This window comes from uncultured Arthrobacter sp., from assembly GCF_947493765.1.
In the GTDB taxonomy this organism is placed as follows: Bacteria; Actinomycetota; Actinomycetes; order Actinomycetales; family Micrococcaceae; genus Arthrobacter_D.
This window is the reverse complement of record NZ_CANLSZ010000005.1, coordinates 120,402-144,760: the sequence shown is the minus strand read 5'-3', so window position 1 is coordinate 144,760 and position 24,359 is coordinate 120,402. Positions and strand designations below refer to the sequence as shown.

24 protein-coding genes are annotated in these 24,359 nt (G+C 68.0%); 12 read left to right on the top strand and 12 right to left on the bottom strand.

The window, feature by feature from the left end; genetic code table 11:
- Positions 1 to 33: 33 nt before the first annotated feature.
- Positions 34 to 1,251 (bottom strand): sarcosine oxidase subunit beta family protein, encoded by a 1,218-nt coding sequence (locus Q0747_RS09645; protein ID WP_298254035.1) that lies wholly within the window; start codon positions 1,249 to 1,251, stop codon positions 34 to 36.
- A gap of 4 nt (positions 1,252 to 1,255) precedes the next feature.
- On the bottom strand, positions 1,256 to 2,596 hold the full coding sequence (glyA, locus tag Q0747_RS09640; protein WP_298254169.1) for a serine hydroxymethyltransferase: 1,341 nt from the start codon (positions 2,594 to 2,596) through the stop codon (positions 1,256 to 1,258).
- Between the two features lie 332 nt (positions 2,597 to 2,928).
- On the opposite strand from glyA, the gene Q0747_RS09635 reads away from it, so the two are divergent.
- From Q0747_RS09635 to Q0747_RS09610, 6 genes are all read left to right on the top strand, one after another.
- A complete protein-coding gene (locus Q0747_RS09635) occupies positions 2,929 to 4,698 on the top strand; it encodes a BCCT family transporter (protein ID WP_298254033.1) in 1,770 nt (589 codons plus the stop codon).
- Between the two features lie 135 nt (positions 4,699 to 4,833).
- On the top strand, positions 4,834 to 5,619 hold the full coding sequence (locus Q0747_RS09630) for a creatininase (RefSeq protein ID WP_298254031.1): 786 nt from the start codon (positions 4,834 to 4,836) through the stop codon (positions 5,617 to 5,619).
- A 108-nt stretch (positions 5,620 to 5,727) separates the two neighbouring features.
- Positions 5,728 to 6,984, top strand: a complete 1,257-nt coding sequence (locus Q0747_RS09625) for an aminopeptidase P family protein (protein WP_298254029.1) — start codon at positions 5,728 to 5,730, stop codon at positions 6,982 to 6,984.
- 183 nt (positions 6,985 to 7,167) lie between these two features.
- Positions 7,168 to 7,836 carry a GntR family transcriptional regulator gene (locus tag Q0747_RS09620; RefSeq protein WP_298254027.1) on the top strand — a complete coding sequence of 223 codons (669 nt, stop codon included), beginning with the start codon at positions 7,168 to 7,170 and terminating at the stop codon, positions 7,834 to 7,836.
- A gap of 111 nt (positions 7,837 to 7,947) precedes the next feature.
- Positions 7,948 to 8,793, top strand: a complete 846-nt coding sequence (locus Q0747_RS09615; RefSeq protein ID WP_298254025.1) for an IclR family transcriptional regulator — start codon at positions 7,948 to 7,950, stop codon at positions 8,791 to 8,793.
- Between the two features lie 72 nt (positions 8,794 to 8,865).
- Complete coding sequence (locus tag Q0747_RS09610; RefSeq protein ID WP_298254023.1) at positions 8,866 to 9,132, top strand: hypothetical protein; 267 nt, start codon at positions 8,866 to 8,868, stop codon at positions 9,130 to 9,132.
- A 47-nt stretch (positions 9,133 to 9,179) separates the two neighbouring features.
- On the opposite strand, the gene crcB is transcribed toward Q0747_RS09610, so the two are convergent.
- Both crcB and Q0747_RS09600 read right to left on the bottom strand, forming a co-directional pair.
- The gene (crcB, locus tag Q0747_RS09605; RefSeq protein ID WP_298254021.1) at positions 9,180 to 9,566 is read right to left on the bottom strand and encodes a fluoride efflux transporter CrcB; all 387 of its coding nucleotides are present in this window, start codon (positions 9,564 to 9,566) and stop codon (positions 9,180 to 9,182) included.
- The gene (locus Q0747_RS09600) at positions 9,563 to 10,009 is read right to left on the bottom strand and encodes a CrcB family protein (RefSeq protein WP_298254019.1); all 447 of its coding nucleotides are present in this window, start codon (positions 10,007 to 10,009) and stop codon (positions 9,563 to 9,565) included. The genes crcB and Q0747_RS09600 overlap by 4 nt, the downstream gene beginning before the upstream one ends.
- A gap of 119 nt (positions 10,010 to 10,128) precedes the next feature.
- Between Q0747_RS09600 and Q0747_RS09595 the strand changes: the two genes are divergently transcribed.
- The 4 genes from Q0747_RS09595 (at position 10,129) to Q0747_RS09580 (ending at position 13,358) form a co-directional block, all read left to right on the top strand.
- Positions 10,129 to 11,733, top strand: a complete 1,605-nt coding sequence (locus Q0747_RS09595) for an SLC13 family permease (protein WP_298254017.1) — start codon at positions 10,129 to 10,131, stop codon at positions 11,731 to 11,733.
- Positions 11,734 to 11,765: 32 nt separating this feature from the next.
- Positions 11,766 to 12,161, top strand: a complete 396-nt coding sequence (locus tag Q0747_RS09590) for a hypothetical protein (RefSeq protein WP_298254016.1) — start codon at positions 11,766 to 11,768, stop codon at positions 12,159 to 12,161.
- Between the two features lie 75 nt (positions 12,162 to 12,236).
- The gene (locus Q0747_RS09585) at positions 12,237 to 12,827 is read left to right on the top strand and encodes a nitroreductase (RefSeq protein ID WP_298254014.1); all 591 of its coding nucleotides are present in this window, start codon (positions 12,237 to 12,239) and stop codon (positions 12,825 to 12,827) included.
- A gap of 261 nt (positions 12,828 to 13,088) precedes the next feature.
- Entirely contained in the window at positions 13,089 to 13,358 is a 270-nt protein-coding gene (locus Q0747_RS09580; RefSeq protein ID WP_298254012.1) for a helicase associated domain-containing protein, read from the top strand.
- A gap of 27 nt (positions 13,359 to 13,385) precedes the next feature.
- On the opposite strand, the gene Q0747_RS09575 is transcribed toward Q0747_RS09580, so the two are convergent.
- The 8 genes from Q0747_RS09575 to eat form a co-directional block, all read right to left on the bottom strand.
- Positions 13,386 to 14,507 (bottom strand): Ig-like domain-containing protein, encoded by a 1,122-nt coding sequence (locus Q0747_RS09575; RefSeq protein WP_298254010.1) that lies wholly within the window; start codon positions 14,505 to 14,507, stop codon positions 13,386 to 13,388.
- A 102-nt stretch (positions 14,508 to 14,609) separates the two neighbouring features.
- A complete protein-coding gene (locus Q0747_RS09570; protein ID WP_298254008.1) occupies positions 14,610 to 15,278 on the bottom strand; it encodes a hypothetical protein in 669 nt (222 codons plus the stop codon).
- Positions 15,279 to 15,494: 216 nt separating this feature from the next.
- Complete coding sequence (locus Q0747_RS09565; protein WP_298254006.1) at positions 15,495 to 16,181, bottom strand: LmeA family phospholipid-binding protein; 687 nt, start codon at positions 16,179 to 16,181, stop codon at positions 15,495 to 15,497.
- Between the two features lie 84 nt (positions 16,182 to 16,265).
- On the bottom strand, positions 16,266 to 17,036 hold the full coding sequence (locus Q0747_RS09560) for a 3-oxoacyl-ACP reductase (protein ID WP_298254167.1): 771 nt from the start codon (positions 17,034 to 17,036) through the stop codon (positions 16,266 to 16,268).
- An 81-nt stretch (positions 17,037 to 17,117) separates the two neighbouring features.
- Positions 17,118 to 18,494 carry an aldehyde dehydrogenase gene (locus Q0747_RS09555; protein ID WP_298254004.1) on the bottom strand — a complete coding sequence of 459 codons (1,377 nt, stop codon included), beginning with the start codon at positions 18,492 to 18,494 and terminating at the stop codon, positions 17,118 to 17,120.
- The gene (locus Q0747_RS09550; protein WP_298254002.1) at positions 18,491 to 19,216 is read right to left on the bottom strand and encodes a gamma-glutamyl-gamma-aminobutyrate hydrolase family protein; all 726 of its coding nucleotides are present in this window, start codon (positions 19,214 to 19,216) and stop codon (positions 18,491 to 18,493) included. Before Q0747_RS09550 ends, Q0747_RS09555 begins: the two co-directional genes overlap by 4 nt.
- Before the next feature lie 11 nt (positions 19,217 to 19,227).
- Positions 19,228 to 20,601 carry a glutamine synthetase family protein gene (locus Q0747_RS09545; RefSeq protein WP_298254000.1) on the bottom strand — a complete coding sequence of 458 codons (1,374 nt, stop codon included), beginning with the start codon at positions 20,599 to 20,601 and terminating at the stop codon, positions 19,228 to 19,230.
- Positions 20,602 to 20,637: 36 nt separating this feature from the next.
- On the bottom strand, positions 20,638 to 22,074 hold the full coding sequence (gene eat / locus Q0747_RS09540) for an ethanolamine permease (RefSeq protein ID WP_298253998.1): 1,437 nt from the start codon (positions 22,072 to 22,074) through the stop codon (positions 20,638 to 20,640).
- A gap of 198 nt (positions 22,075 to 22,272) precedes the next feature.
- On the opposite strand from eat, the gene Q0747_RS09535 reads away from it, so the two are divergent.
- Positions 22,273 to 23,028 (top strand): FadR/GntR family transcriptional regulator, encoded by a 756-nt coding sequence (locus tag Q0747_RS09535; protein WP_298253996.1) that lies wholly within the window; start codon positions 22,273 to 22,275, stop codon positions 23,026 to 23,028.
- 71 nt (positions 23,029 to 23,099) lie between these two features.
- A complete protein-coding gene (locus tag Q0747_RS09530; protein ID WP_298253994.1) occupies positions 23,100 to 24,353 on the top strand; it encodes a phosphatidylserine/phosphatidylglycerophosphate/cardiolipin synthase family protein in 1,254 nt (417 codons plus the stop codon).
- Positions 24,354 to 24,359: the final 6 nt, after the last annotated feature.

The following is a 24,359-nucleotide window of genomic DNA, read 5'->3' as shown; positions in this document are numbered from 1 at the left end:
CTTCTTTCTGGGATCGGAGGTCGCGGACGACGGCTAGTGGGCCACGGCGGCTGCGCCGTGTTCGTCGATCAGGGCGCCGGTCTCGAAGCGTTCGAGCGCGAAGGGCGCATTGAGCTCGTGCGGCGTCCCGGTCGCGATGGTGTGGGCGAAGGTGTAGCCCGCGGACGGCGTGCCCTTGAAACCTCCGGTGCCCCAGCCGCAGTTCACGAACATGTTCTCCACGGGCGTGGTCCCCACGATCGGCGATGCGTCCAGCGTGGTGTCCACCACCCCGCCCCAGGTCCGCAGGACGTGCGCCCGGGCGAAGATGGGGAAGAGCTCGACGGCGGCCGCCATCTGGTGCTCGATGACGTGGAACGAGCCGCGCTGGCCGTACCCGTTGTAGGAGTCCACGCCGGCGCCCATGACGAGCTCGCCCTTGTGGGCCTGGGAGACGTAGACGTGCACGTGGTTGGACATGACCACCGTGGGGTGGACGGGTTCGTGCAGCTCGGAGACGAGGGCCTGGAGCGGGTGGGACTGGATGGGCAGTCGGAAACCCGCCATCTCCGCCAGGACCGAGCTGTGACCTGCTGCGCACAGACCCACCTTCTCGGTGTTGATGGTCCCGCGGGTGGTCTTGACGCCGGTCACCCTGTTGCCGTCCTTGACGAACCCGGTCACCTCGCAGTTCTGGATGATGTCCACGCCGAGCTCGTCGCACTTGCGGGCGAAGGCCCAGGCCACGTGGTCGTGCTTGGCGATACCAGCACGGGGCTGGTACGTGGCGCCCATGACCGGGTAGCGGATGTTGTCGCTGATGTTCAGGATGGGGCAAAGTTCCTTGACCTGCTTCGGGTCGAGCCACTCCGCGTCGACGCCGTTGAGCTGGTTCGCACCCACGCGGCGCATGCTCTCCCGGACGTCCCCGAGCGTGTGGGCGAGGTTCATCACGCCGCGCTGGCTGAACAGGAAGTCGTACTCGAGTTCCTCGGGCAGGGTCTCCCACAGCTTGAGCGCGTGCTCGTACATCGCCGCGCTCTCGTCCCACAGGTAGTTCGACCGGATGATCGTGGTGTTGCGCGCCATGTTCCCGCCGGCGAGCCAGCCCTTCTCCAGGACCGCGATGTTCGTCATCCCGTGGTTCTTCGCGAGGAAGTACGCGGTGGCCAGGCCGTGACCGCCGCCTCCGACGATGATCGCGTCGTAGGAGGGCTTGGGGTCGGGGTTGTGCCAGAGGAAGTCCGGGTGCTCCGGAAGTTTTTCGGCCATGGTCTTAGGCTCCGATCGGGGTTGAGAGGGGCGCGAGGTCGGGGTAGAGCGGGTGCTGCCGGGCGAGTGCGAGGACGCGGTCCCGCAGCTCGTCGAGGACTGCGGTGTCGGCCGGCCCCTGCTGGGTGCCGGCCACGAGGGTCAGGGCGATGATGTCCGCGACCTCCACGAAGGCCTCGGTGCTGAAGCCTCGGGTGGCGAGCGCCGGCGTACCGATGCGCAGACCCGAGGTGACCATCGGCGGACGCGGGTCGAACGGGACGGCGTTGCGGTTGACGGTGATGTCGATCGAGGCCAGGAGATCCTCGCCCTGCTGGCCGTCCAGCTCGGAGTTGCGCAGGTCCACGAGGACGAGGTGCACGTCGGTGCCTCCGGTGAGCACGCCGATGCCGCGCTCGGCGACATCCGGACGGCCCAGGCGCTCGGCGAGGATGCGGGCTCCTTCGAGGGTGCGCTCCTGCCGCTCGCGGAACTCCTCCGTGGCGGCGATCTTGAAGGCGACGGCCTTCCCCGCGATGACGTGCTCCAGCGGGCCGCCCTGCTGCCCCGGGAAGACCGCGGAGTTGATCTTCTTGGCGATATCGGCGTCGTTGGAGAGGATGATCCCGCCGCGCGGGCCGGCCAGCGTCTTGTGCGTCGTGGACGTGACCACGTGGGCGTGCGGAACCGGGGAGGGGTGCAGTCCGGCGGCCACGAGCCCGGCGAAGTGGGCCATGTCCACGAGGAGGTAGGCACCCACCTTGTCGGCGATCCGCCGGAAGGCGGCGAAGTCCAGCTGGCGCGGGTACGCGGACCAGCCGGCGATGATCAGCTTGGGCTGGTGCTCCACCGCCAGTCGCTCCACCTCGGCCATGTCCACCAGGTGCGACTCGGGGTCCACCCCGTAGGCGGCCACGTCGTAGAGCCGACCGGAGAAGTTGATCTTCATCCCGTGGGTCAGGTGCCCGCCGTGCGCGAGGTTCAGCCCGAGGATGGTGTCTCCCGGCCGGATCAGGGCGTGCATCACGGAGGCATTGGCCTGCGCACCGGAGTGGGGCTGCACATTCGCGAAACCCGCGCCGAAGAGGTCCTTGACCCGGTCGATCGCCAACTGCTCGACGACGTCGACGTGCTCGCACCCACCGTAGTAGCGCTTTCCGGGATATCCCTCGGCGTACTTGTTGGTCAGGACCGAGCCCTGTGCCTGCATGACGGCCTGGGCGGTGTGGTTCTCCGACGCGATCATCTCGAGGCCCTCACGCTGGCGGCTGAGCTCCGCATCGATGCGTGTTGCGATCTCGGGATCCAGGTCCGCGAGATCAGCGGTCAGCGACGGCGAGACGACCGGCCCGTTGGCACCCTCCACTGCCGCCGTCGGGTTCGTCCTGGACTCCTCGGAGGAGATCGTCGTTTCCTGAACCATCGAAGGTCCCTGCCTTTCCGTCGACAACTGATATATCAGATTGCACCCACCATAGGATGAAGATCACATCGGGTCAAGACATCGGATCGATCCAGCTGATGCTCGCCGGGCCATTGACTTCCCGGATCACATTCTGTTCGACCTCTTGACTGTGACGCTCACCACTGTACGATCTGTGGAACACCGTTGCAACGTCCGCAACAACTCAGTGTCTCGAGTCCTCGAGCAATCTCGCAGCCGTCGATGTGCGGCCGCCCAACGAAAGAGACGTTGGCATGTCCAATCATGAGCAATTGGATGCCGCCCGAGCGGCATCCACGAACGAGGTCGGCGCCGAAGGCGGCAGCACGTCGACCTCGACCAAGGCGGCCCGGGGCGACGGGGGCAAGCCCCCGCGCCAGGTCGAGCTACCCCGCTTCCGCGGCCGGGTCATCCCTCCGCTGGACCGCGCCATCATCAAGATCCTGCCGCCGCTGCTGATCATCGGTCTGGTGATCGCAGTCACCCTCAACCCCGAGGGTGCCGCCGGGGTCATCGGCGAGCTGCGCACCTTCGTCACCTCCGGCTTCACCTGGCTGTTCGTCCTCTACTCCCTCGTCGCCCTCGGCGTTTGTGGCTGGCTCGCCTTCAGCCGCGTGGGGAAGATCCGACTCGGCGGCCCGCAGGCCAAGCCCGAGCACGGCAATTTCGCCTGGTACTCCATGCTGTTCGCCTGCGGCCAGGGCATCGGACTCATCTTCTGGTCGGTCGCCGAGCCGATCATGCTGCGCGACGAGAGCCCGGTCATCGCACCGCAGGCCAACACCTCCGGCGGCGGCATCGTCTGGTCCTACTTCCACTGGGGCCTCACCGCCTGGGCCATGTACTGCGTGGTGGCGGTCTGCCTCGCCTACTCGCACCACAACCTCGGGAAAACCCTGACGTTCCGGGAAGCCACCGTGGACTTCCTGCCCAAGAAGACCCAGCGTGGTGCCGGCGTGATCGTCGAGCTGCTCGCGATCATCGCGACGGTCCTCGGCCTGGCGACCTCGTTCGGCTTCGCCGCCCTGCAGTTCACCTCCGGCCTCTCGTCCTTCACGGGCCTCAGCGCGGGTCCCGGCCTCTGGATCGCCGTGATCATCGGACTCGGCGGCCTGACCGCCGTCTCGGCCTTCCTCGGAGTCAACAAGGGCATGAAGAGGGTCAGTGAGGCCAACTCGATCCTGAGCATCGTCCTCATGGGTGCCGTGTTCGTCTTCGGACCGACCATCTACATCATCTCCAACATCTCCGAGACCTTCGGCTCGTTCTTCTACAACTTCATCCCGATGAGCTTCTGGACCGACTCACCCACTGCGGCAGCTCCCATCGAGAGCTGGCAGGACAGCTGGAACGGCTGGTGGACGGTCTTCATCTGGTGCTGGGTCATCGCCTTCTCGCCCTTCGTCGCCGGCTTCATCGCCCGCATCTCCCGTGGCAGGACCATCCGCGAGTTCGTCATCGGCGTCACCGTGATCCCCTCGCTGATCGTGATGATCTGGATCGGGATCCTCGGCTCGGCCGCCGTCTACTACGACGACCAGACCGACCGCTCCATCTCGGACGGGGTCGCGGCCGACACCTCCAGCGGCCTGTTCTCGATGCTGGGCATGGTTCCTGTCGTCGGCGGCCTGCTTCTGGTCGTCGCGACCATCCTGGTGGCCACCTACTACGTCACGAGCCTTGATTCGGGTACTTACGCCCTCGCGGAGTTCGTCTCGGCGCCCAACAAGTCCGGTCCCTGGTTCAGGGTGATCCTCGTCGTCAGCATCGCTGCTGTTGCGATGATCCTGCTCTCCATCGGCGGCACGGCCGTGGTGGACACCGTCCAGACAGGCACCATCATCGGCGCCTTCCCCTTCTCCTTCGTGATCCTCCTGATGATCGCGAATCTCATCCGGAGGCTGCGGAAGCGCAACAAGGAGGTCAAGAGGCTCGAGAAGGAAGTCAACGACCCCGCACACCGCGCGGAGGACGACCAGCTCGATGCCGACGGCCTCCCGCTGGCGCATCGCGCACAGCACTAGTCCCCCGAGCACTAGTCCCCCGAGCACTAGTCCCCCGAGCACGCAGCGCCTCGCGGCGCTGCGTGCTCGCCCTGACCCAACTTCAAGGAGCACGTCATACACGCGGAACCAGCTGTCGCAGGAAACAGTGTCCTGATGTCCGAGATGGACGCCCACACCTTCAGTGCCTGGCTGGAGGAACAGCCGGGCCCGATCCTGGTGCCGGTCGGCGCCCTGGAGCAGCACGGCCCCCATCTCCCGCTGGGCACGGACGCCGTCCTGTCCACGAGCATCGCCGCGGCGGTGGCCCGGCGGACCGCGGGCCTGGTGGCCCAGCCGTTCACCTACGGCTACAAATCGCAGCAGAAGTCCGGGGGCGGCAATCACCTCCCGGGCACCACGAGCCTCGATGCCGCAGCCCTCATCGCCCTGACGCGATCGGTGACGGTGTCGCTCCTGAAACAGGACGTCCGCCGGATCGTGTTCGTCAACGGGCACTTCGAGAACTACCAGTTCCTCTACGAGGGCATCGATCTGGCGCTCGACGAGCTCGGCATCGGCAGCGGCGACGAGCGGAGCGTTCTGCTGCTCTCCTACTGGGACTACGTCTCGGAGCCCACGCTCGCGCAGGTCTACCCCGACGGATTCCCGGGCTGGGCGATCGAGCACGGTGGTGTCCTCGAGACGTCCCTCATGCTGCACCTCGAACCCTCGCTGGTGTCGCTGGACCGCGCCATGCAGCATCCGGCGGCATCCCTCCCGCGATTCGACCGGTTGCCCGTCGTCGCGGACCGCACCCCGGGTTCCGGCTGCCTGTCGGCGCCCGCCGGATCCGACGCCGACAAGGGAAGACTGCTCTTCGACCAGGTGGTGGAGGACCTCTCGGCAGACATCACGACCGAGTTCGGCCTCGACCCGGTGGAACATGCCGCAGGGGCTTGACTTCGGTCGGGCAACGCTCAATACTCCAAACAACAGTGTTGCACGTCACGCAACATGCACCCCGAGTCGCACTCCCCGCGGCTCGCACGACCCAGGAAAGGCCCTCCCATGACAACCACCAATGATCACGCCGTCACCGACGTCGCGAAGCTCGACCGCCTCAAGACGCTCAACAACGGCCAGAAGGTCTCCCTCACCTTCTCCGACGCCGAGTTCGAGCGGCGCCTCGCCGGCCTCCGCCGCATCATGGCGGAGAAGGACCTCGACGCCGTGATCCTGACGAGCTACCAGTCGATCAAGTACTACTCCGACTTCCTCTTCACCTACTTCGGGCGCTCCTACGCCATGGTGGTCACGGCGGACGACACCGTCACCATCACCGCGAACATCGACGCCGGCATGCCGTGGCGTCGCAGCTACGGCGACAACATCGTCTACACGGACTGGCGCCGCGACAACTACATCTTCGCCATCCAGGAGGCGCTGCGGACCCGCGGTATCAACGCGAAGCGCCTCGGCGTCGAGGACGACTCGCTGCCGCTGGACAACCGCAACAAGATCCAGGCGGCCTTCGAGAGTGCGACCCTCGTGGACGTGGCCCAGGCGGCCATGCGCCAGCGCATGATCAAGTCCGCGGAGGAGATCGAGGTCATCAAGCACGGTGCGCGGATCGGCGACCTCGGAGGCGAGGCCATCCGCGGGGCCATCAAGGCCGGCATCACCGAGTACGAGGTGGCACTGATCGGCACCGAGGCCATGGTGCACGAGATCGCCCGGACGTTCCCCGACTCCGAGATCCGCGACACCTGGGTGTGGTTCCAGTCGGGCATCAACACCGACGGAGCGCACAACTGGGCCACCACCCGCAAGATCCAGGAACACGACATCCTGTCGCTGAACTGCTTCCCGATGACCTCCGGCTACTACACGGCCCTGGAGCGCACCCTGTTCTTCGGCGAGCCGGACGAGCGTTCCCTCGAACTGTGGAACATCAACGTCGAGGTCCACGAGCGTGGCCTGGAACTCATCAAGCCCGGAGCCGTCTGCAAGGACATCGCCGCCGAGCTGAACGAGATCTACATCGGGCACGGCCTCCTGGCCAACCGCACCTTCGGGTACGGGCACTCCTTCGGTGTGCTGAGCCACTACTACGGACGCGAGGCGGGCCTGGAGCTCCGCGAGGACATCGACACGGTCCTGGAGAAGGACATGGTGGTCTCCATGGAGCCGATGATCACCGTCCTCGACGGCCAGCCCGGCGCCGGCGGCTACCGCGAGCACGACATCCTGGTGGTCGGGGAGAACGGCGCGGAGAACATCACCAAGTTCCCGTTCGGACCCGAGCACAACATCATCAGCGCCTGATACCGGCGTAGCAGGACGGGAAGGGCGGTGCGGCAGAGGTTGCCGCACCGCCCTTCCCGTCCGTCCGGAGCGGGTGCTGCAGGGGCATCCGCTTCACGTCCTCGTGGGACGGACCCGCCCGATCACACGGTAAAATAGGCACACCGGTGGCCAGGACCTGGGGCCTCGGACTATCGGTGAGGGATGGGGACCATGGGCAGTACCAGCATGATGACGACGGAGGACGTCTCCCTGGCCGAGCGCGCCTACGGGATCCTCCGCGACCGGCTCATCATGCTGGACATCGCACCCGGTGACCCCATCAACGAGGCCCGCGTGGCAGCGGAGCTGGGATTCGGCAGGACACCCCTGCGCGAGGCCCTCAAGCGCCTGGAGACGGATCATCTGGTGGTCTCCTACCCCCGGCGGGGGACCTTCGCGACCATCGTCGACATCACCGAACTCGCCGCGATCTCCGAGGTGCGCCAGGTGCTGGAACCGCTGGCTGCCCGCCGCGCCGCGCTGAACACCGATCCCGGCATCCGGCTCGAGCTGGAGCAGGTGGTTGCGGCGATCACGTCGATGGACGCCCACCAGGGGCGCCATGAGCTCATGCAGTACGACCTCGAGGTGCATCGCCTGATCTACCGCGCGGCCGGCAATCACCACCTCGAGGAGTCGCTCATCAGGCTCGACAACCTCGCCACGCGCATCTGGTGCCTGGTGCTGAACCGGTTGCCCTCGATCTCCGGGCACATCACCGAACACGTCGAGCTCCTCCACGCCATCCTCGCCGGCGATGCGGACACGGCCGCGGCGCTGTCCGCCGCCCACGTCACGCACTTCGAACGGACCGTCCGCACCATCCTCTGACCGGCCGGACCCGCCTCCGGCCCCGCCGAGGGCTCCGCGCCGGACGGGGCGTGGACCGAAACGGACATATGCCGCCGATCTGCCGCCGGATACGCAAGGATGGTCCCCATCATGACTTCAGCTGATTACGCCACGGGGGCCGCAGAGCCCAAGAACGCCTCCGTCATCATCAACGCCATCGCGGTGCTCCGCTCGTTCACGGCGGACGAACCCCTCCTCGGTGTCACCGAGATCGCCAACAGGGTGGGACTGCACAAGAGCACGGTGTCGCGGATCCTCGCCACCTTCGAGCAGGAGCACCTGGTGGAGCGCGATCCCGAGACCCGGAGATTCCGGCTCGGCCTCGGTCTCATCGCCGTCGCCGGCCCGCTGTTGGCGGAACTGGAGGAACGCCAGGTGGCCTACCCGGTGCTGCGTTCCCTGGCGGAGCAGACGGGCGAGACGAGCGCGCTCATGCTGTGGAGCGACGGCCAGTCGATGTGCGTGGAGCAGATCGCGAGCCACCACCAGATCAAGCACACCACACCGCTCGGGGCCAGGTACCGGGACGCCATGAGTGCGTCCGTGCAGGTCTTCCTGAGCGCCGAGTCCGACGAGCACGTCGCGTCGATGCTGCGCGAGGGCTCGATCACCCATCCCGGTCCGGACGACGCCGCCGCCGTCGACGCGTATCTGCGGCGGCTGGAGGAAGCCCGGGTGAGGGGCTGGGCCATCAACTACGGCGAGTCCTCCACCGACGAGGTAGGGGTGGCCGCCCCCGTCCGCGACCACCGGGGTGATCTCGTGGCCGCGGTGCTCATCCCGGCTCCGCGCTTCCGCATCGGACCGGACCGACTGCAGGAGCTCGGAGAGGCCTGCGCGGCCGCCGCCCGTCAGATCTCGGCCCGCCTGGGCGGGACGGCCGCGAACGGCCTGCAGCCACTGGTCACAGCGACCGGCCGTACGAGGAACAGCTAGCCGCCGGCGGACAGATACTGAGAGTGTCGCTGACACTGGCACTGGCACTGGCACTGTCGAGGAAGGACACCCATGAGCACCCCATCCGCAGCCGGGCCCGGCGACCACCCCTGGCGCGGCCCCCTGATCTCCGTCGGAGCCCTCATCGCGGCGTTCGTGCTCCTGGCCGTGACCGGGGCGTCGGTCCTGCTCCTCACCCCGCTCCTGGTCGGAGCCTGGAGCATCGTGCAGCTCCGCGGGAACAGGCGCTACTGGCTACCCCTCGCCCCCTGTCTCCTGGCCGTCCTGTTCTGGCTCTACCTCTTCGTCACAGTCCTTCTCGGCTTCGTCCTCGGCTAGGGGCGCTCCCGGGCGCACACCGTTGCCCGGTCCACGAGGCCGGCCCGTCAGAGCTGGGCGAGCAGGAGGCCGATGGTGAGTCCGAGACCCGCGGCGAGCAGCGCCGTCACGGCGGTTGCTGCGCCCGAGACGAGCGCTGCTCCCACCCGGCCGGCCTGGAGCAGGCGCACCGTGTCGATGCTCGCGGTACTGAACGTGGTGTAGCCGCCGAGGAAGCCGGTACCGGCCACGAGCGTCCAGGCCGGTGGTACGGCGGCCACGAGCACCAGGCTCGTGACGATGCCGAGCAGGAACGAGCCACTGATGTTGATGGTCATGGTCCCCGTCGGGAACCGGTTCGAGGAGCGGGAGGCGACGACGTCGTCGAGCACGAAGCGCGCCACCGATCCGAGGCCACCCGCCACGGCGAGCACGAACACGAGGAGCACACTCACGAGGTCCTCCCCCGCGCCCTGGTGCCGAGGAGGACCCCCAGGGCACCGGCCGCGAGGCCGAGCACCACGGAGCCCACCAGATAGGCGACGCCCTCGAGCGCGCGGCCGGTACCGAGCAGCAGCAGCGCATCCACGGCGAGGGCGCTGTAGGTGGTGAATCCCCCGAGGAACCCCGTACCGATGAGGAGCCGGACGGAGCGGCGGCGTCCCTCGTCGGGACCGCGGTGCACCAGGGTCTCGAGGACCAGCCCCAGCAGGAACGCACCCGAGATGTTGATCAGGAGGATCCCGAGTGGGAGGCCGGTCGGGGTGGGGAGGAGCTCGGCGATGCCGAAGCGCGCGAGGGTGCCACCCGTGCCGCCGACGAACACGAGGGCGAGGTCGACGATCCGGCGCCGTTCCGGTACCACCTCGCTCGGCTGGACGTCGGACAGCTCGCTCATCGACCTACAGTTGCATGCCGGCCGACGGCGCGCCAAGAAGCTGCACCCGGGCGAGCACACGGCAGTAACGGACCTGTAACATCGTGACCTGGAACACAATGGCGTGCGGAGGGAACCAGATGAGTCATCAGTCCGGACAAGTGGCAGCGGGCGGGAACGCGGTGATGGAGGACGGCGAGTCCGCCCGTTCGATCGGCAGCACCTGGCTGCTCCGCGGGATCGGCGTCGTCGTGGCCGTGGCGATCTACCTCCTGCTCGGCGGCTCCGAGCTCTCGCACGACGGGCGGGTCGTCGCGGCGATCGCAGGTCTCATGGCCGTGTGGTGGATGACGGAGGCCGTACCCCTGTCCGTCACGTCGCTGCTGCCGATCGTGCTCCTGCCGATGTTCACCGTCATCACGGTGGCGGAGGCCACGGCACCGTACGCGAACTCGATCGTCTTCCTGTTCCTCGGCGGATTCCTGATCGCCATCGCCATGCAGAAGTGGAATCTCCACCGGCGTATCGCGCTGCTGACCCTCCGACGCGTGGGCACCCATCCGCGCCGGATCATCCTCGGCATGATGATCTCCACGGCGTTCCTGTCGATGTGGGTCTCCAACACGGCCACGACCCTCATGATGTTGCCGATCGCCCTCAGCGTGCTCACGCTCGTCGTCGAGAACAGCCGCGGGGCCAACGTCGTGGAGGGGAGGACGGGCGCTGATCTCGAGGCGGGCAAAGCGATCAGCAACGTGGTGGACGACAAGCAGATCCGCATCTTCGGTGTGGCGCTCGTCCTCTCGGTCGCCTGGGCTGCGACCATCGGCGGACTCGGGACACTGCTCGGCAGTCCCCCGAACGCGATCGTCGCCGGCTACATCAGCACCGAACTGGGCGAGGACGTCGGATTCCTGCAGTGGATGCTGCTCGGCGTGCCCATCGTGATCGTGTTCATCGGCCTGGCCTGGCTGCTCATCACGCGCGTGATCTTCAAGTTCTCGCTGGAGGAGATACCCGGTGGCAAGGGACTGATCGACACCGAGATCGGCAAGCTGGGGCGGATGAGCCAGGGCGAGAAGACCGCCCTCGTGGTCTTCTGCAGCGCGGCCTTCCTCTGGATCGTCCCCGGACTCGTGTCCAACATCGGTGCGGTCAGTGAGGCGTTGCCCTGGCTCGGAGAGTTCAACGACACCGTGATCGCCATCGGCGCGGGAATCGTTCTCTTCATGATCCCGGCGGACAAGGCCGGCCGTATGACCCTCGTCTGGAAGGACGCCGAGGAAGGACTGCCCTGGGGCGTACTCCTGCTCTTCGGTGGTGGCCTCTCGCTGGCCGGGGCCGTCGCTGCCACGGGGCTCGACGCCTGGTTCGGGGAGCGCGTGAGCGGCCTCGGGGCCCTGCCGATAGTCCTGCTGCTCGCCGTCGTCGTCACGATCGTCCTACTGCTGACCGAGATCACCAGCAACACGGCCACCGCCGCCACCTTCATCCCCATCCTCGGCGGCGTCGCGATCGGGATCGGGATGGATCCGACCACCCTGCTCATCCCTGCGGCCCTGGCCGCCACCTGTGCCTTCATGCTCCCCGTCGGCACTCCGCCCAACGCCATCGTCTACGCGACCGGGAATGTGAAGATCTCGGAGATGGTGCGCGGTGGGGTCGTCCTCAACATCGTCGGGGTCATCCTCATCACCATGTTCACCGTCCTCATCGGTCCGTTCGCCCTGGGCCTCGTGCTCTGACGGTTCGGCACGAGACACGGACCGGGCGCCCGATGACAGCGGACAGCACGACGAAGCGACCCGAGCCTATCAGGCATGTCCTGGAGCACTGCGAGATCCTCGACCACCGGGCGTGGATGGAAGTGGTGCTCAGCCCCGGTCATGACGTGACCGATGCAGACCTGCTCGTCTTCCGAGCAGGTCTGCACGAGGTGGCGGACTGGCAGACGAAGCCGATGCTGATCCACATGCGGTCCCTCCTCGGGGTGAGTCTCGAGGGCCGGGCACGCATCAGCCGCTACAGGCATCCGACGCCGATCGCGGTGGTGGGGTCCAGTCCCCTGGACGAGATCATCGCGGGTTTCACCCTGCGCTCCCCCAGCCGGACGGAGTACTTCTCCGATCGGCTGGAGGCCCTGCGGTGGCTCGGAGTAGCCCCTTCGCACTGATCCGCCCATGCCGGCAGAGCCGCCGGTGCGGCTTGTCGTCGAGGACTCGGGCGATGACGGGCGAGAATGGAAGGCATGACGTTCTCCTCCGACCCGGTCCTCGACGCCATGGCGACCAGGCGCTCGGTCTCGAAGGTGGGTCCCGGGACCCCCTCCGACGCCGAACTCCTCGAGCTGCTGGCTGCGGTCACCCCGGTGGCCGACCACAAGGCACTCCGCCCCTGGCGGCTCATCACCCTGCGCGGTGATGACCGGAGACGGCTCGGCGAGGCACTCGACGAGGCTGCGGGGACGGTCCGTGGCCCCGGTGAGCACAACACGAAGACTTTCCGCGCAGAACTGCTGATCGCCGTCGTCGTGAGCCCGACGGAGCACCCCAAGGTACCGGTCTGGGAACAGCACGCCACAGCCGCCGGTGCCGCGCACCTGCTGGAGCTGGCGCTCTGGCGAGCCGGCTGGGGCGTCATGTGGCGGACGGGCCTGCTGACAAATGCTCCGGCGGTGCGGACCGCGCACGGGCTCGCCACGCACGAGCAGCTCATGGGATGGCTCTACGTGGGCAGTATCAGCGACTCGTTCCGCAGCCGCCTCCTCGGATCGAGCCGGCCGCCCCTCGATCCCAATCAGTTCCTGGGGACCATGCCGCCGGCGCCGACCGACGCCTGACCGGCGCTGCTGCTCCGAAGATCCACACCCGGCGCTGCCGGTCAACAGCTGCGGGCGAGGATGCCGTCCGTTCGGGCAGGCGGGGCTGCGGTGCTTATGATGGGCTCTCGTGCCGACTCCGGGGAAGCCTGCACCAAGTTCAGAAGCGAGCTTGACCACTGCGTCGTCCTTCGTGACCGGACAGGTAGCCATGCTGAACCGTTTCTCGCCCTGCAATGCCCCTCCCGACGAGCTCATCGTCCCCGAGGCAGGGCGCCGCTGATGATCGACGACCCTACCGACCGGGCCCAGCGGGCCGGCCTCTCGTGGAAGCGTCATCTGGAGGACCTGGCGGCCTTTCACGCCCACTACGGGCGGACCCCGTCCTCGATCCGGCCCGTGAACGCCGGCGAGGAACGTCTCGCCAGGTGGTGGCACCGCCAGCTCGTCGCCGCCGGACGGCAGACGCTGACCGCCGAACAGGCGTGTCTCCTCGACAACCTCTTCAGCCCTGACGCTCTGGATGACCTGGACGCTCTGGAAGCCTGCTGAGCACACGAGAGGTTCGGCCGAGTGCAATCAGCGGGTGATCCGGACCTCCACCTCCTCCGAGACGGCCGTGGCACCGGCGTTGCTCCTCGCGATGGCCCGGCCCCGGTAGACGCCCTCGGGCGCACCGCTGGTGTCCAGGACGCAGGAGTACGGCGCCGTCGTCGTGGTGCACACGGTGGTCCACACGGTGCCTCCGGTCTCGGCGTACTCGATGCTGACGCTCCGGATCCCGGATCGCGGCTCAGCAGCATCGGCGCTCAGGGTGATGCGTCCCTCGACCGCCGGCCCCGAATCCTGGAGCGTGACGGAGGGCACCGGCCACTCGGAGGCGACGGTGAAGGAGTTCCCGGTGTTGGAGGTGGACGCCGTGAAGGCCGCTGAGGAGAGCACCGAGGCGCTGGCAGCCACCAGAGCGGCAAGGATCGCGGCCACCCCCACAACGACCGCCAGCCGGAGGAGCAGGGCTCGCATGCGGGCCTCGCCGTCGATCTCTGACGGGGGTATCCCGGGCGCGTCGTCGTCGAAGACGGCGAGCGGCGAATACGGCTCCTCGTCCGGCAGCGGATCCGCCTGGTCCGGGCCGGCGTCGGCCTCCGCCACGGCGACGACCCGCCCCTCGACCCGCACGACGACGACGGCGAGCGCCGACAACCCCGTCCACGCCGCGAGCAGGGCCAGCTCTCCGGTGGCGAGCCACAGACCGGGGAGTCCGATCATCGGCACGAGGAGCCGGCCCTGCCCGGTGATCTGCTCCCGGATCAGGGGGGCGCTGTCCGCCTGGGGGTTGGCATCACCGGCGGTGACGAAGGTGCCGTCCAGGTTGTCCGCCACGATCCTGTGGAGCCAGGTCTCCTGCTCGGCCGCCGGTCCGGAGGCTGGCACGAGGAACTGCACCACCCGGCCGACCGGCACCGGCTTGTCCGGATCCAGGGATTGGGTCAGAACCACGTCCCCGGCTGTGATGTGGGGTTCCATCGACCCGCTCTGCACCACCGTGCCGTGCCAACCCCACAGCAGGGGCAGCACCCCGATCAGGGCGAGACTGACGGTGAGGATGAGGTAGAAGCGGGAGACGAACCCCGCGATCAACAGGACCCAGCCCTCGGCGCCGAAGATAGTCCGGAACCATTCGACGGCGGAAGCGGGCACCGGAAACAATCCGGCCGGGGGCGAGGGAGCTGGTGCGAGTATCAGAGCGAGTCCCCGACCGTTCCGCTGTCCAGGCGGGATGAGCCGGTGGCTGGGACCGGCCTAGGGGTTGGGGTGGTCACTCGAGTGGATCTCCCACACCAGCTCGGCCCCGACCGTACCCTTCTGCAGACTGTTGACCTGCTCCTGGGTCAGACCGTCGGTGTCGAATTCCCAGGTGATCTTGTACGTCCGCTTCTCACCGGTCGTCTGGATATCACCCGTGGTCTGCCAGACGGCACCGCCACTGTCGAAGCTGCTGTGATCCCGGTTCAGGACGGAGATCGGCTGCCTACCCGCAGCGCCGAAGCCCGTGGCGGTTGCGGCATCGGCCGCGAAACCCTCGCAGTCGCCGAATGAGCCACCGTCGCCCTGTACGAGGTCGAGGAAGAGGTGGTCCTCGAGCGCCGTGTCGGTCGGTTCGTTCTTGGTACTCGTCAAGTTCCGGACATAGGGGCGCACTTCGCTGGGATGATTAGCGTACGAGGTGACGACGATGCATCGCTGACCCCGCTGGGTCGGGACGATGCTGTAGATGTTGAAGGCGGCGACACCGTTGTCGTCGTCAATCAGGTCCATGCTGCCCGCACTCCAGACGTTGTTGTCGTTGCTGGTGTCGTCGGTGAATGCAGCCTGGGATCCCTGCCACACGAGTCCGCCGGCGAGGAGGACGGCCAGCGGGACGGCACTCAGGGAGACGGTTCTGCGCATGCGGAGGGAAGGAGTTTTCATGAGTGAGACCTCGGGTCATGGACCGACGCGATGATGGATGCGTCAGTACCCCACCCCTGCCCGTGACCCTCCACGGGCAATCGGTATCGACCCTGACCTACAGAAGATAGCCGGTACCGCGAGACGGTTCCATGAAGCTGGCGAAGAACTGGGCAGATCCTGAGACTCCCCGCGGAGACCGCGTCCCCATGCCGGAGCCGGGTGTCCTCAGGACAGCTAGCGGGTGAGCACCACGTCCTCACCGCGGAAGGTCGCGCGGAAGCCGTCGTCCCCGACGCTCACATCCTGCAGCACCAGGCCCTCGGGCAGACCCTCGATGTCGTGCTCGATGGTCACGGCGCGGCGCGCGACGGCGGCCAGGGCGTCCGAGAGGAAGCCGGGCCCGCCGAGGTCGATGGAGCGGGGTTCGACGACGAGCCGACCGGCGTCGACCTCCACCGTGCCGGACGCGACCACGCGCACCTCCCGGCCCAGCACCTCGACGCCCCGCACCACCTCGGCCTCGCCGTCGTCCCCGGCCCGGACCAGCGCCCCGCCACCGAGTTCCTCGGCGACGACGTCGAACGGCACCGTGGCGTCCAGCTCGAGCCCGCCCGCGACGAGCCCGTCAGGCCCGGTGAGCACATCCCGCCCCACGGCGTCGATGTCCCGCAGCGTGGTGCCCCCGCTCACTGCTGTCCCCACCTCCAGCACGACGTCGGCCAGCCACACGTCGTCCTCCGCGAGCCCGTCGGGCGGCCCCGCATCGACCGGTCCCTCGCTGCTCGGCGACGGAGTGGCCCCCGGCCCGCTCCGTCCGACGGGGTCGCTGATCACGAACCAGGCGACGGTCAGCACCACCACCAGCACGACCAGCAGGCCGGCGGCTCCGATGAGCCAGTCCTTCGCACGCGTCCACTCCATGCCCTCAGTGTGAAGGGTCACCGATCCGTGAGCGACTCCCCGCGCGGGAGCCGCACCGGTTCGAGGCGTACGGGCGTCACAGCGTCACAGCGGTGTGACGTAGGCACCCGCGATCCCCCCGTCGACGAGGAACTGGCTCGCGGTGATGAAGGAGGAGTCGTCCGAGGCGAGGAACGCCACGGCTGCGGCCAGCTCGTCGGGCTCCGCGAACCGGCCCAGCGGCACGTGGACCAGTCGGCGGGCGGCGCGCTCCGGGTCGCTCGCGAACAGCTCCGTCAGGAGGGGTGTGTTGACCGGACCGGGGCACAGGGCGTTGACGCGGATGCCCTGCCGGGCGAACTCGACGCCGAGCTCGCGGCTCATCGAGAGCACGCCACCCTTGGACGCGGAGTAGGAGATCTGCGAGGTCGCGGCGCCCATGACGGCCACGAAGGAGGCCGTGTTGATGATCGAGCCCTTGCCCTGGCGCTGCATGTACGGGATGACGTGCTTGCAGCAGTAGTAGACGCTGGTCAGATTGACCTCCTGCACCCGTCTCCACGCGTCGATACCCGTCTCGAGGATCGAGGCGTCCTCCGGTGGCGAGATCCCCGCGTTGTTGAACGCGATGTCCACCCGCCCGTAGGTGTCCCCGGTGGTCCTGAAGAGATTGACGACGTCGTCCTCCTGCGTGACGTCGGTGCGCACGAAGATCCCTCCCACCGAGTCCGCCGCCTCCTGCCCCGCCTCGTCGGAACAGATGTCCGCGATGACCACGCGGGCCCCCTCGTGGGCGAGGCGCCGGGCCGTCGCCAGCCCGATCCCGGACGCCCCGCCGGTGATCACCGCACTGCGGTCCTTCAGTCGATTGCTGATCAACCCGTTGTAGGGGGCGGCGCTGTCCTCAGCCATGGCACTCCTTGATTCCTTGCGTGGTGACGAATGGGTGGTCGGCGGTCAGTCGGTCGAGATGAACACGTTCTTGACCTCGCTGAAGGCATCGAGGGCATCGGGGCCCAGCTCACGGCCCAGACCCGACTGCTTGTAGCCTCCGAACGGCGTGGCGTAGCGGACCGAGGAGTGCGAGTTCACCGACAGGTTCCCCGCCTCGACGCCGCGCGAGACCCGCAGCGCCCTACCGACGTCGGACGTCCAGATGGACCCCGAGAGCCCGAAGTCCGAGTCGTTGGCGATGCGCAGGGCATCGGCCTCGTCGTCGAAGGGCACGACGGCGACCACCGGTCCGAAGATCTCCTCCCGCAGGGAGCGCGCCCCGGCGTCGGACGGCGTGAGGACCGTCGGCGGGAACCAGAAGCCGTCCCCGGACGGCGCGGTCCCCTGGAACGCGACCTCGGCGCTGGGCCGGCCGTCGCCGTCGTACACGAAGGACGACACCGTGGCGTGCTGGGCCGCCGAGATGAGGGGTCCCATCTCCGTGCTCTCGTCGGACGGGTCACCGACCCGGAAGGCCTTCACCGCGGGCTCGAGCAGACCGAGGAACTTCTCGTAGACGGAGCGTTGGACGAGGATGCGGGAGCGGGCGCAGCAATCCTGCCCGGCGTTGTCGAACACACCGCCCGGTGCGCTGGCGACGGCTCTGTCGAGATCGGCGTCGCCGAAGATGATGTTGGCGCTCTTGCCCCCGAGTTCCAGCGTGACGCGCTTGACCTGCTCGGCGCATCCGGCCATGACCCGCTTCCCGACGGCGGTCGATCCGGTGAAGACGACCTTCCGCACCGACGGGTGGGTGACGAAGCGCTCGCCGACCACCGATCCCTTGCCGGGCACCACGGTGAAGACACCCTCGGGGATGCCCGCCTGCAGGGCCAGTTCACCGAGCCGGATCGCGGTCAGGGGCGTCAGCTCGGCGGGCTTGAGAACCACGGTGTTGCCGGCCGCGAGCGCGGGCGCAAACCCCCAGCCGGCGATCGGCATGGGGAAGTTCCACGGGACGATCACCCCCACCACCCCCAGCGGCTCGTTGAAGGTGATGTCCACTCCCCCGGCCACCGGGATCTGCCGGCCGGAGTGCCGTTCGGGCGCCGCGGCGTAGTAGGTCAGCACGTCCCGCACATTGCCTGCCTCCCAGAGCGCATTGCCGATGGTGTGCCCAGCATTGGCCACCTCCAGGGTGGCGAGGTGCTCCAGATCGGAGTCCACCATGTCGGCGAACCGCCGCAGCAGCCGGCCCCGATCGGCCGGAGCCACGGCGCGCCAGGCCGGGAAGGCGGTGGCGGCTGCCTCGATGGCCCTGTCGGTCGCAGCGACGTCGGCCAGCGCGACGTCCTGGATCGCGGCACCGGTGGAGGGGTTGAGGACGGTGAAGCTGCTCACGTGAGGCTCTCCTGACGCTGGTGGTAGCGGGCGGCGGCGTCCACGAACCCCGTGAAGAGCCGGGCATCGGCCGGGTTCTCCTCCGGATGGAACTGCACGCCCAGCGCCCAGCCGGGTGCGTCCGTGCACTCGACGGCCTCGATGGTCCCGTCGGGTGCCCACGCGGTGGGGCGGAGTCCGGCTCCGAGCCGGTCCACGGACTGGTGGTGGTAGCACGGGGCCGTGCCCTCGTGCCCGAGCAGCTCTGCCGTCAGCGTCCCCGGCTCCGTGGTGAACTCCACGGTGCCGTACACCCCCGGGGAGGGCTGGTAGCGCGATTCAGGGAGCAGATCGGGCACATGCTGGAACAGGGTGCCCCCGAGGGCCACATTCAGGATCTGCGCGCCACGGCAGATCGCGAAGAGCGGCACGCCGGTCTCGAGCGCTGCCCGGGTGAGCCGGATGTCGTGGTCGTCACGTTCGGGCTGCGCCGCGGTGGTGGGGTGCGGATCGGCCCGGTAGTTGGCCGGGTCCACGTCCACCCCGCCGATCACGATCAGGCCGTCCAGGACGGAGAGGACCGATTCGTCGGTACCCACCGGAGGCAGCAGGAGAGGGGTACCGCCCGCGGCCACGACCCCGGTGACGTACTTCCCCGGGACGATGGCGGCGCGATCCTCCCACACACCCCACGACGCCTCCTGCCAGTAGGTGGTGAGACCGATCCTGGGCCTGGACTGCATGGCATCCCCCATCAGTGGCGCTCGAATCCGCGGTGGACTTCCCAGTCCGTGATGGCCGCGTTGAACTGCTCCAGCTCGATGTCCGCGTAGTGCGTGTAGTGCTCCACGACCTCGTCCCCGAAGACCTCCCGGGCGATGGCGGAGGTGGCGAAGAGCTCCCTGGCCTCCGCCATGGTGTGGGGCACGTGCTGCGCGTCGGAGTCGTAGGCGTTCCCCTCCGTCATGGGTGGCAGTTCCAGTTCGTGCTCGATGCCGTAGAGGCCCCCGGCGAGCATCGCGGCCAGCGCGAGATAGGGGTTCGCGTCCGCGCCGGGCAGCCTGTTCTCCATCCGCGCGGAGTGCCCCTTGCCCACCAGGCGCACCGAGCAGCTGCGGTTGTCCAGTCCCCAGGCGACGGCGGTGGGGGCGAAGGAGCCCTTCGCGAAGCGCTTGTAGGAGTTGATGTTGGGCGCGTAGAAGAGGGTGAAGTCCCGCATGGTGGCCAGCACCCCGGCGATGAAGTGGTTGTACAGCGCGGTGCGCTCCCCCGTGTCGGCGTCCCAGAAGACCAGGTCGCCCTCGGTGCCGCGCAGGGACATGTGGATGTGGCAGGAGGAGCCGTCGCGTGCGTTCGGCTTGGCCATGAAGGTCACCGCCTGCCCGCGCTGCGCCGCCATCTGCTTGGCCGAGAGCTTGTAGAAGACGTGGTTGTCCGCCGTCGTGATGACGTCGTCGTACCGGAAGGCGATCTCGTGCTGCCCGAAGTTGCACTCGCCCTTGGCCGACTCGACGATCATGCCGGCCTCGAACATGGTGTTGCGGATGTCGCGCAGCAGCGGTTCCACCCGCATGGACCCGAGGATCGAGTAGTCGACGTTGTAGAGATTGGCCGGTGTCAGCTCCAGGTAGTTGCCGCGCTGCGCCTCCTCGTAGCTGGTGTTGTAGATCATGAACTCCAGTTCCGTCCCTGAGACGGCCCGGTACCCCTGGGCCGCGGCCTTCTCCTGCTGGGAGCGCAGGAGGCTCCTCGGGGAGACGGAGACGCGCTCACCGGTGGTGTAGTTGAGATCGGCCTGGATCATGGCCGTCTTCTCCAGATAGGGCACGCGCCGGATGGTGTCCAGATCCAGATCGAACTCCATGTCCCCGTAGCCCTTGTCCCAGCTGGACATGGCGTACCCGGCGACTGTGTTCATCTCCGTGTCGACGGACAGGAGGTAGTTGCAGGCCTCGGAGCCGTGCTCCAGGGCGGACTCGAGGAAGAAACCGCCGTGGATGACCTTCCCCTGCAGGCGCCCCTGCATATCGGTGAAGGCCAGGATCACACTGTCGATCTCGCCGTCGTCGATGGACTGCCGGAGCTGGTCCACGGTGAGCATCTTCTCGTTGCGCGGATGTGACGTCATTGTTCTCTCCTCGGGTGGGGCACTGGGACGCAGGCTCTATTTCAGGGACTTCTCGGAGTCCTGGAGCAGGGCGAACTCCTCCTCGGGTGCGCTCGCCACCAGGTGGTGACGGCTGTAGAACCAGAAGTACGCCAGGGCCACGAGGAACACCCCGGCGGTGATGCTGGCGGCCACCACGTCCAGGACGAAGGTCGCGACCAGCGCGACCACGGCCAGGACGAGCGCGATCCCTGTGGTGACCACACCGCCCGGCGTCCGGTAGCCGCGCTCCAGGTCGGGCTCCTTGACGCGGAGCATGATGTGGCTCAGGTTCAGCAGCACGTACGAGAGCGTGGCACCGAAGACCGCGATGTTGATCAACAGGCCGCCGTTGCCGGTCACCGACGCCAGGATGAACCCGATCGTTCCCGGGACCACGAGCGCGAGCCACGGAGTGTGCCGCGAGGTGGTGAGGGAGAGCGCCCTGGGCAGATAGCCCGCGCGGGACAGCGCGAAGAGCTGTCGCGAGTAGGCGAACACGATCGAGAAGAAACTGGCCACCAGGCCCGCGAGACCGGCGTAGTTCACGACGTCGGCCAGGACGGAGTCGCCACCGGCGACCGCCCGGAGTGCCTCCGGGAGTGGCGAGTCGGACCCGCCCATGGCCGAGGCCCCCGCTGTACCGGGGACCAGCACGAGCATCGCCGCCCCGGAGACGAGGAGGAACACCATGGCGACGATGATGCCGCGCGGCATGTCCCGCTTGGGGTCCGAGGACTCCTCGGCAGCCAGCGGCACGCCCTCGATGGCCAGGAAGAACCAGATCCCGAAGACCAGCGCGGCCAGGACACCCGGGATACCGAAGGGCAGGAACGCACTGGACCCGGTCGATCCGTCGGGGACGATGTCGAAGAGATTGTCGGTCCGGAAGTGCGGGACCAGTCCGATCACCGTGATGACCAGCGCCACGACGGCGATCGCGGTGATGCCGAACATGACCTTCAGCGCCTCACCGACACCCCAGAGGTGGATGCCGATGAACACCACGTACGTCACGAGGTAGACGGGCCACGAGTTGGTCAGTCCGAAGAGCCCGAGTGCCTCGATGTAGCCTCCGATGAAGGTGGCGATGGCCGCGGGCGCCACCGCGTACTCGATGAGCACGGCCATGCCGGTGGCGAAGCCTCCCAGCGGTCCGAGGGCGCGCCGCGCGAAACCGTAGCCGGCCCCCGCTGTCGGGAGGGTTGAGGACATCTCCGCGAGCCCGAACACCATGCACGTGTACATGAGGCCCATGAGCAGGAAGGCGATGAGGAGTCCGCCCCAGCCGCCCACGGCGAGACCCAGGTTCCAGCCGGAGAAGTCCCCCGAGATGACGTAGGCGACGCCGAGGCCTGCGAGCAGGATCCAGCCGGCTGCGCCTCTTTTGAGCCGACGGTGCTCCAGATAGTCCTTGTCCACAGCTCCGTAGTCGATGCGGGATGTTCGCGCCATGAGTCGTCCGTTCTGGGAAGGAGGAAGCTCTGCTGGATCTCTGCCGTCGGATCATCAATGGACCAATTTCAGTCCTTTGACCTGACTCACTGTGAGTCAGAACACATACCCGCGTCAACCCCTCGAGGGGAGGGAACTTTCGCATGGTTCCCGATCGGACCACAGCTCGTGGAGCAGGCTTCGTGGGATGCTGGCGTCATGAACATCACGGACGACGCAGCCCCGGGACTCCACCCGCGTTACCGGCTGCTCGGCTCGGTCCGGACGGGCAACGCCTTCGAGGAGACCGTGGAGCACCTGCTGCGCGGTATCAAGATCGGCCTCTTCCCCGCCGGTGAACGCCTGCCGGCCGAACGCGAACTGGCCAAGGTCCTCGGCGTCTCCCGGGCCACCCTGCGCGACGCCCTGGCGGAACTGCAGCAGGCCCGGTACCTGAGCATCCAGCGCGGACGGTACGGCGGAGCAGTCGTCGCCCCGGAGTTGCCCTCGCAGGGTGCGGCCCTGGGGAGCCAGGACCGGGCGGCCGTGGAGGACGTCCTCGCCTTCCGGGCCGCCGTGGAACCGGCGGCGGCAGCCCTGGCTGCCGACTCGACGCTCACGGCGTCCGACCGCACCCGGCTGCTCGACGGGCTCCGCTCGGTGTCCGGCGCCGGCCCCGGACAGTACCGTCCCCTGGATGCACGCCTGCACATCACCATCGCCGAGCTGGGCGGCTCCCCCCGCCTGGCCGCAGCCGTCGCCGAGGCACGCGCCGCCACGAGCGATCTGCTGGACCGCATCCCCTTCCTGGAGCGGAACATCGAGCACTCGGACCTCCAGCACACCAGCATCGTCGAGGCGATCCTGGCCGGGGACCCGACCGTTGCACGGGCCCTGATGCTGGAACACCTCGAGGGAACCGCCGCACTGCTCCGCGGCTTCCTCACCGAGGCCACGCGGGAGCACGAGGCCTGACCGGCCCGCTGTACGACCGCCGTGCTCCGACGGCTGCAGACGGGCGGTGCGGGATTGAGTAGGCTCCGAGCATGACGTGGCTGACGCGCAGTGCCGGTTTCCATCCGATCCGCCGGACCGCGGCCTGGCTCGCCGCGGGCTTCCTCACCCTGCAGGGCGTGGTCATCGCCGTGCTGCTGGTCACGGATGCCGTGAAGAAGAAGGGGCGGGCCCGCCGAACGGGTTTCCCCCGCCCGGGCACCTTCCACAGCACGGTGGGTGACACGCGGATCACCACCTACACCTACGGCGCCGATCTCTACCGGGACATGATTGCCGCGATCGACGGAGCGCAGACGCGCATCCTGCTGGAGACCTTCATCTGGAAGGGCGACGAGGTGGGCCGGCAGATCCGCGACGCCGTGAACAGGGCAGCGGCCCGCGGCGTGGAGGTGTACGTGATCTACGACCAGTTCGGGAATCTGGTGGTCCCTCGGTCCTTCTACAGCTTCCACCCCGAGGTGCGGGTCCTCCGCTTCCCCGCCTTCGATCCGACCCTGCTGCTCAGCCCCCGCCGTGCCACAGGGCTGACCCACCGCAAGCTCCTCGTGGTGGACCAGGGCCTGGGCTTCGTGGGCGGGTACAACCTCGGGTCCCTCTACGCGACCGAATGGCGCGACACCCACCTCCGGCTGGAGGGGACGACGGCGTTCGAGCTGGGGCATTCCTTCGCGCAGGTCTGGAACAGTCTCGCCACCAAGCACCCCGGTCTCTCACCGCTGAATCCGACGGCGTGGAACCCTCCGATCCGTGCCATCAACAACATGCCGGTCAATCGGGTCTTCCCGATCCGCAGCGTGTACCTGGACGCCATCAGCCGCGCCCAGGAGTACATCCATCTCACGACGGCGTACTTCATCCCCGACCAGCAGGTGCTCAAGGCCCTCATCGAGGCGTCCCGGCGCGGCGTGGACGTGCGGGTGATCGTGCCGGAGGTCTCGAACCACATCCTGACGGACTGGTTGTCCCGCGGCTTCTACACCACGCTCCTGCGGGAGAACATCACCATCCTGCTGTACCGGAACGCCATGATCCACGCCAAGACGGCCAGCATCGACGGCCAGTGGTCCATCGTCGGCACGGCCAACATCGACCGGCTCAGCCTCGAGTTCAACTACGAGATAGACCTCGAGATCCAGGACGAGGGCTTCGCCGCCGACATGGAGCGGATCTTCACCGTCGACAGCGCCAACTGCCGCATCGTCGACGCCGAGGAGTGGAGCAGGCGCCACCCCGCGGCGCGCATCGCGGAGACGGTCCTGATACCGCTGCGGCCCTACCTCTGACCCTCG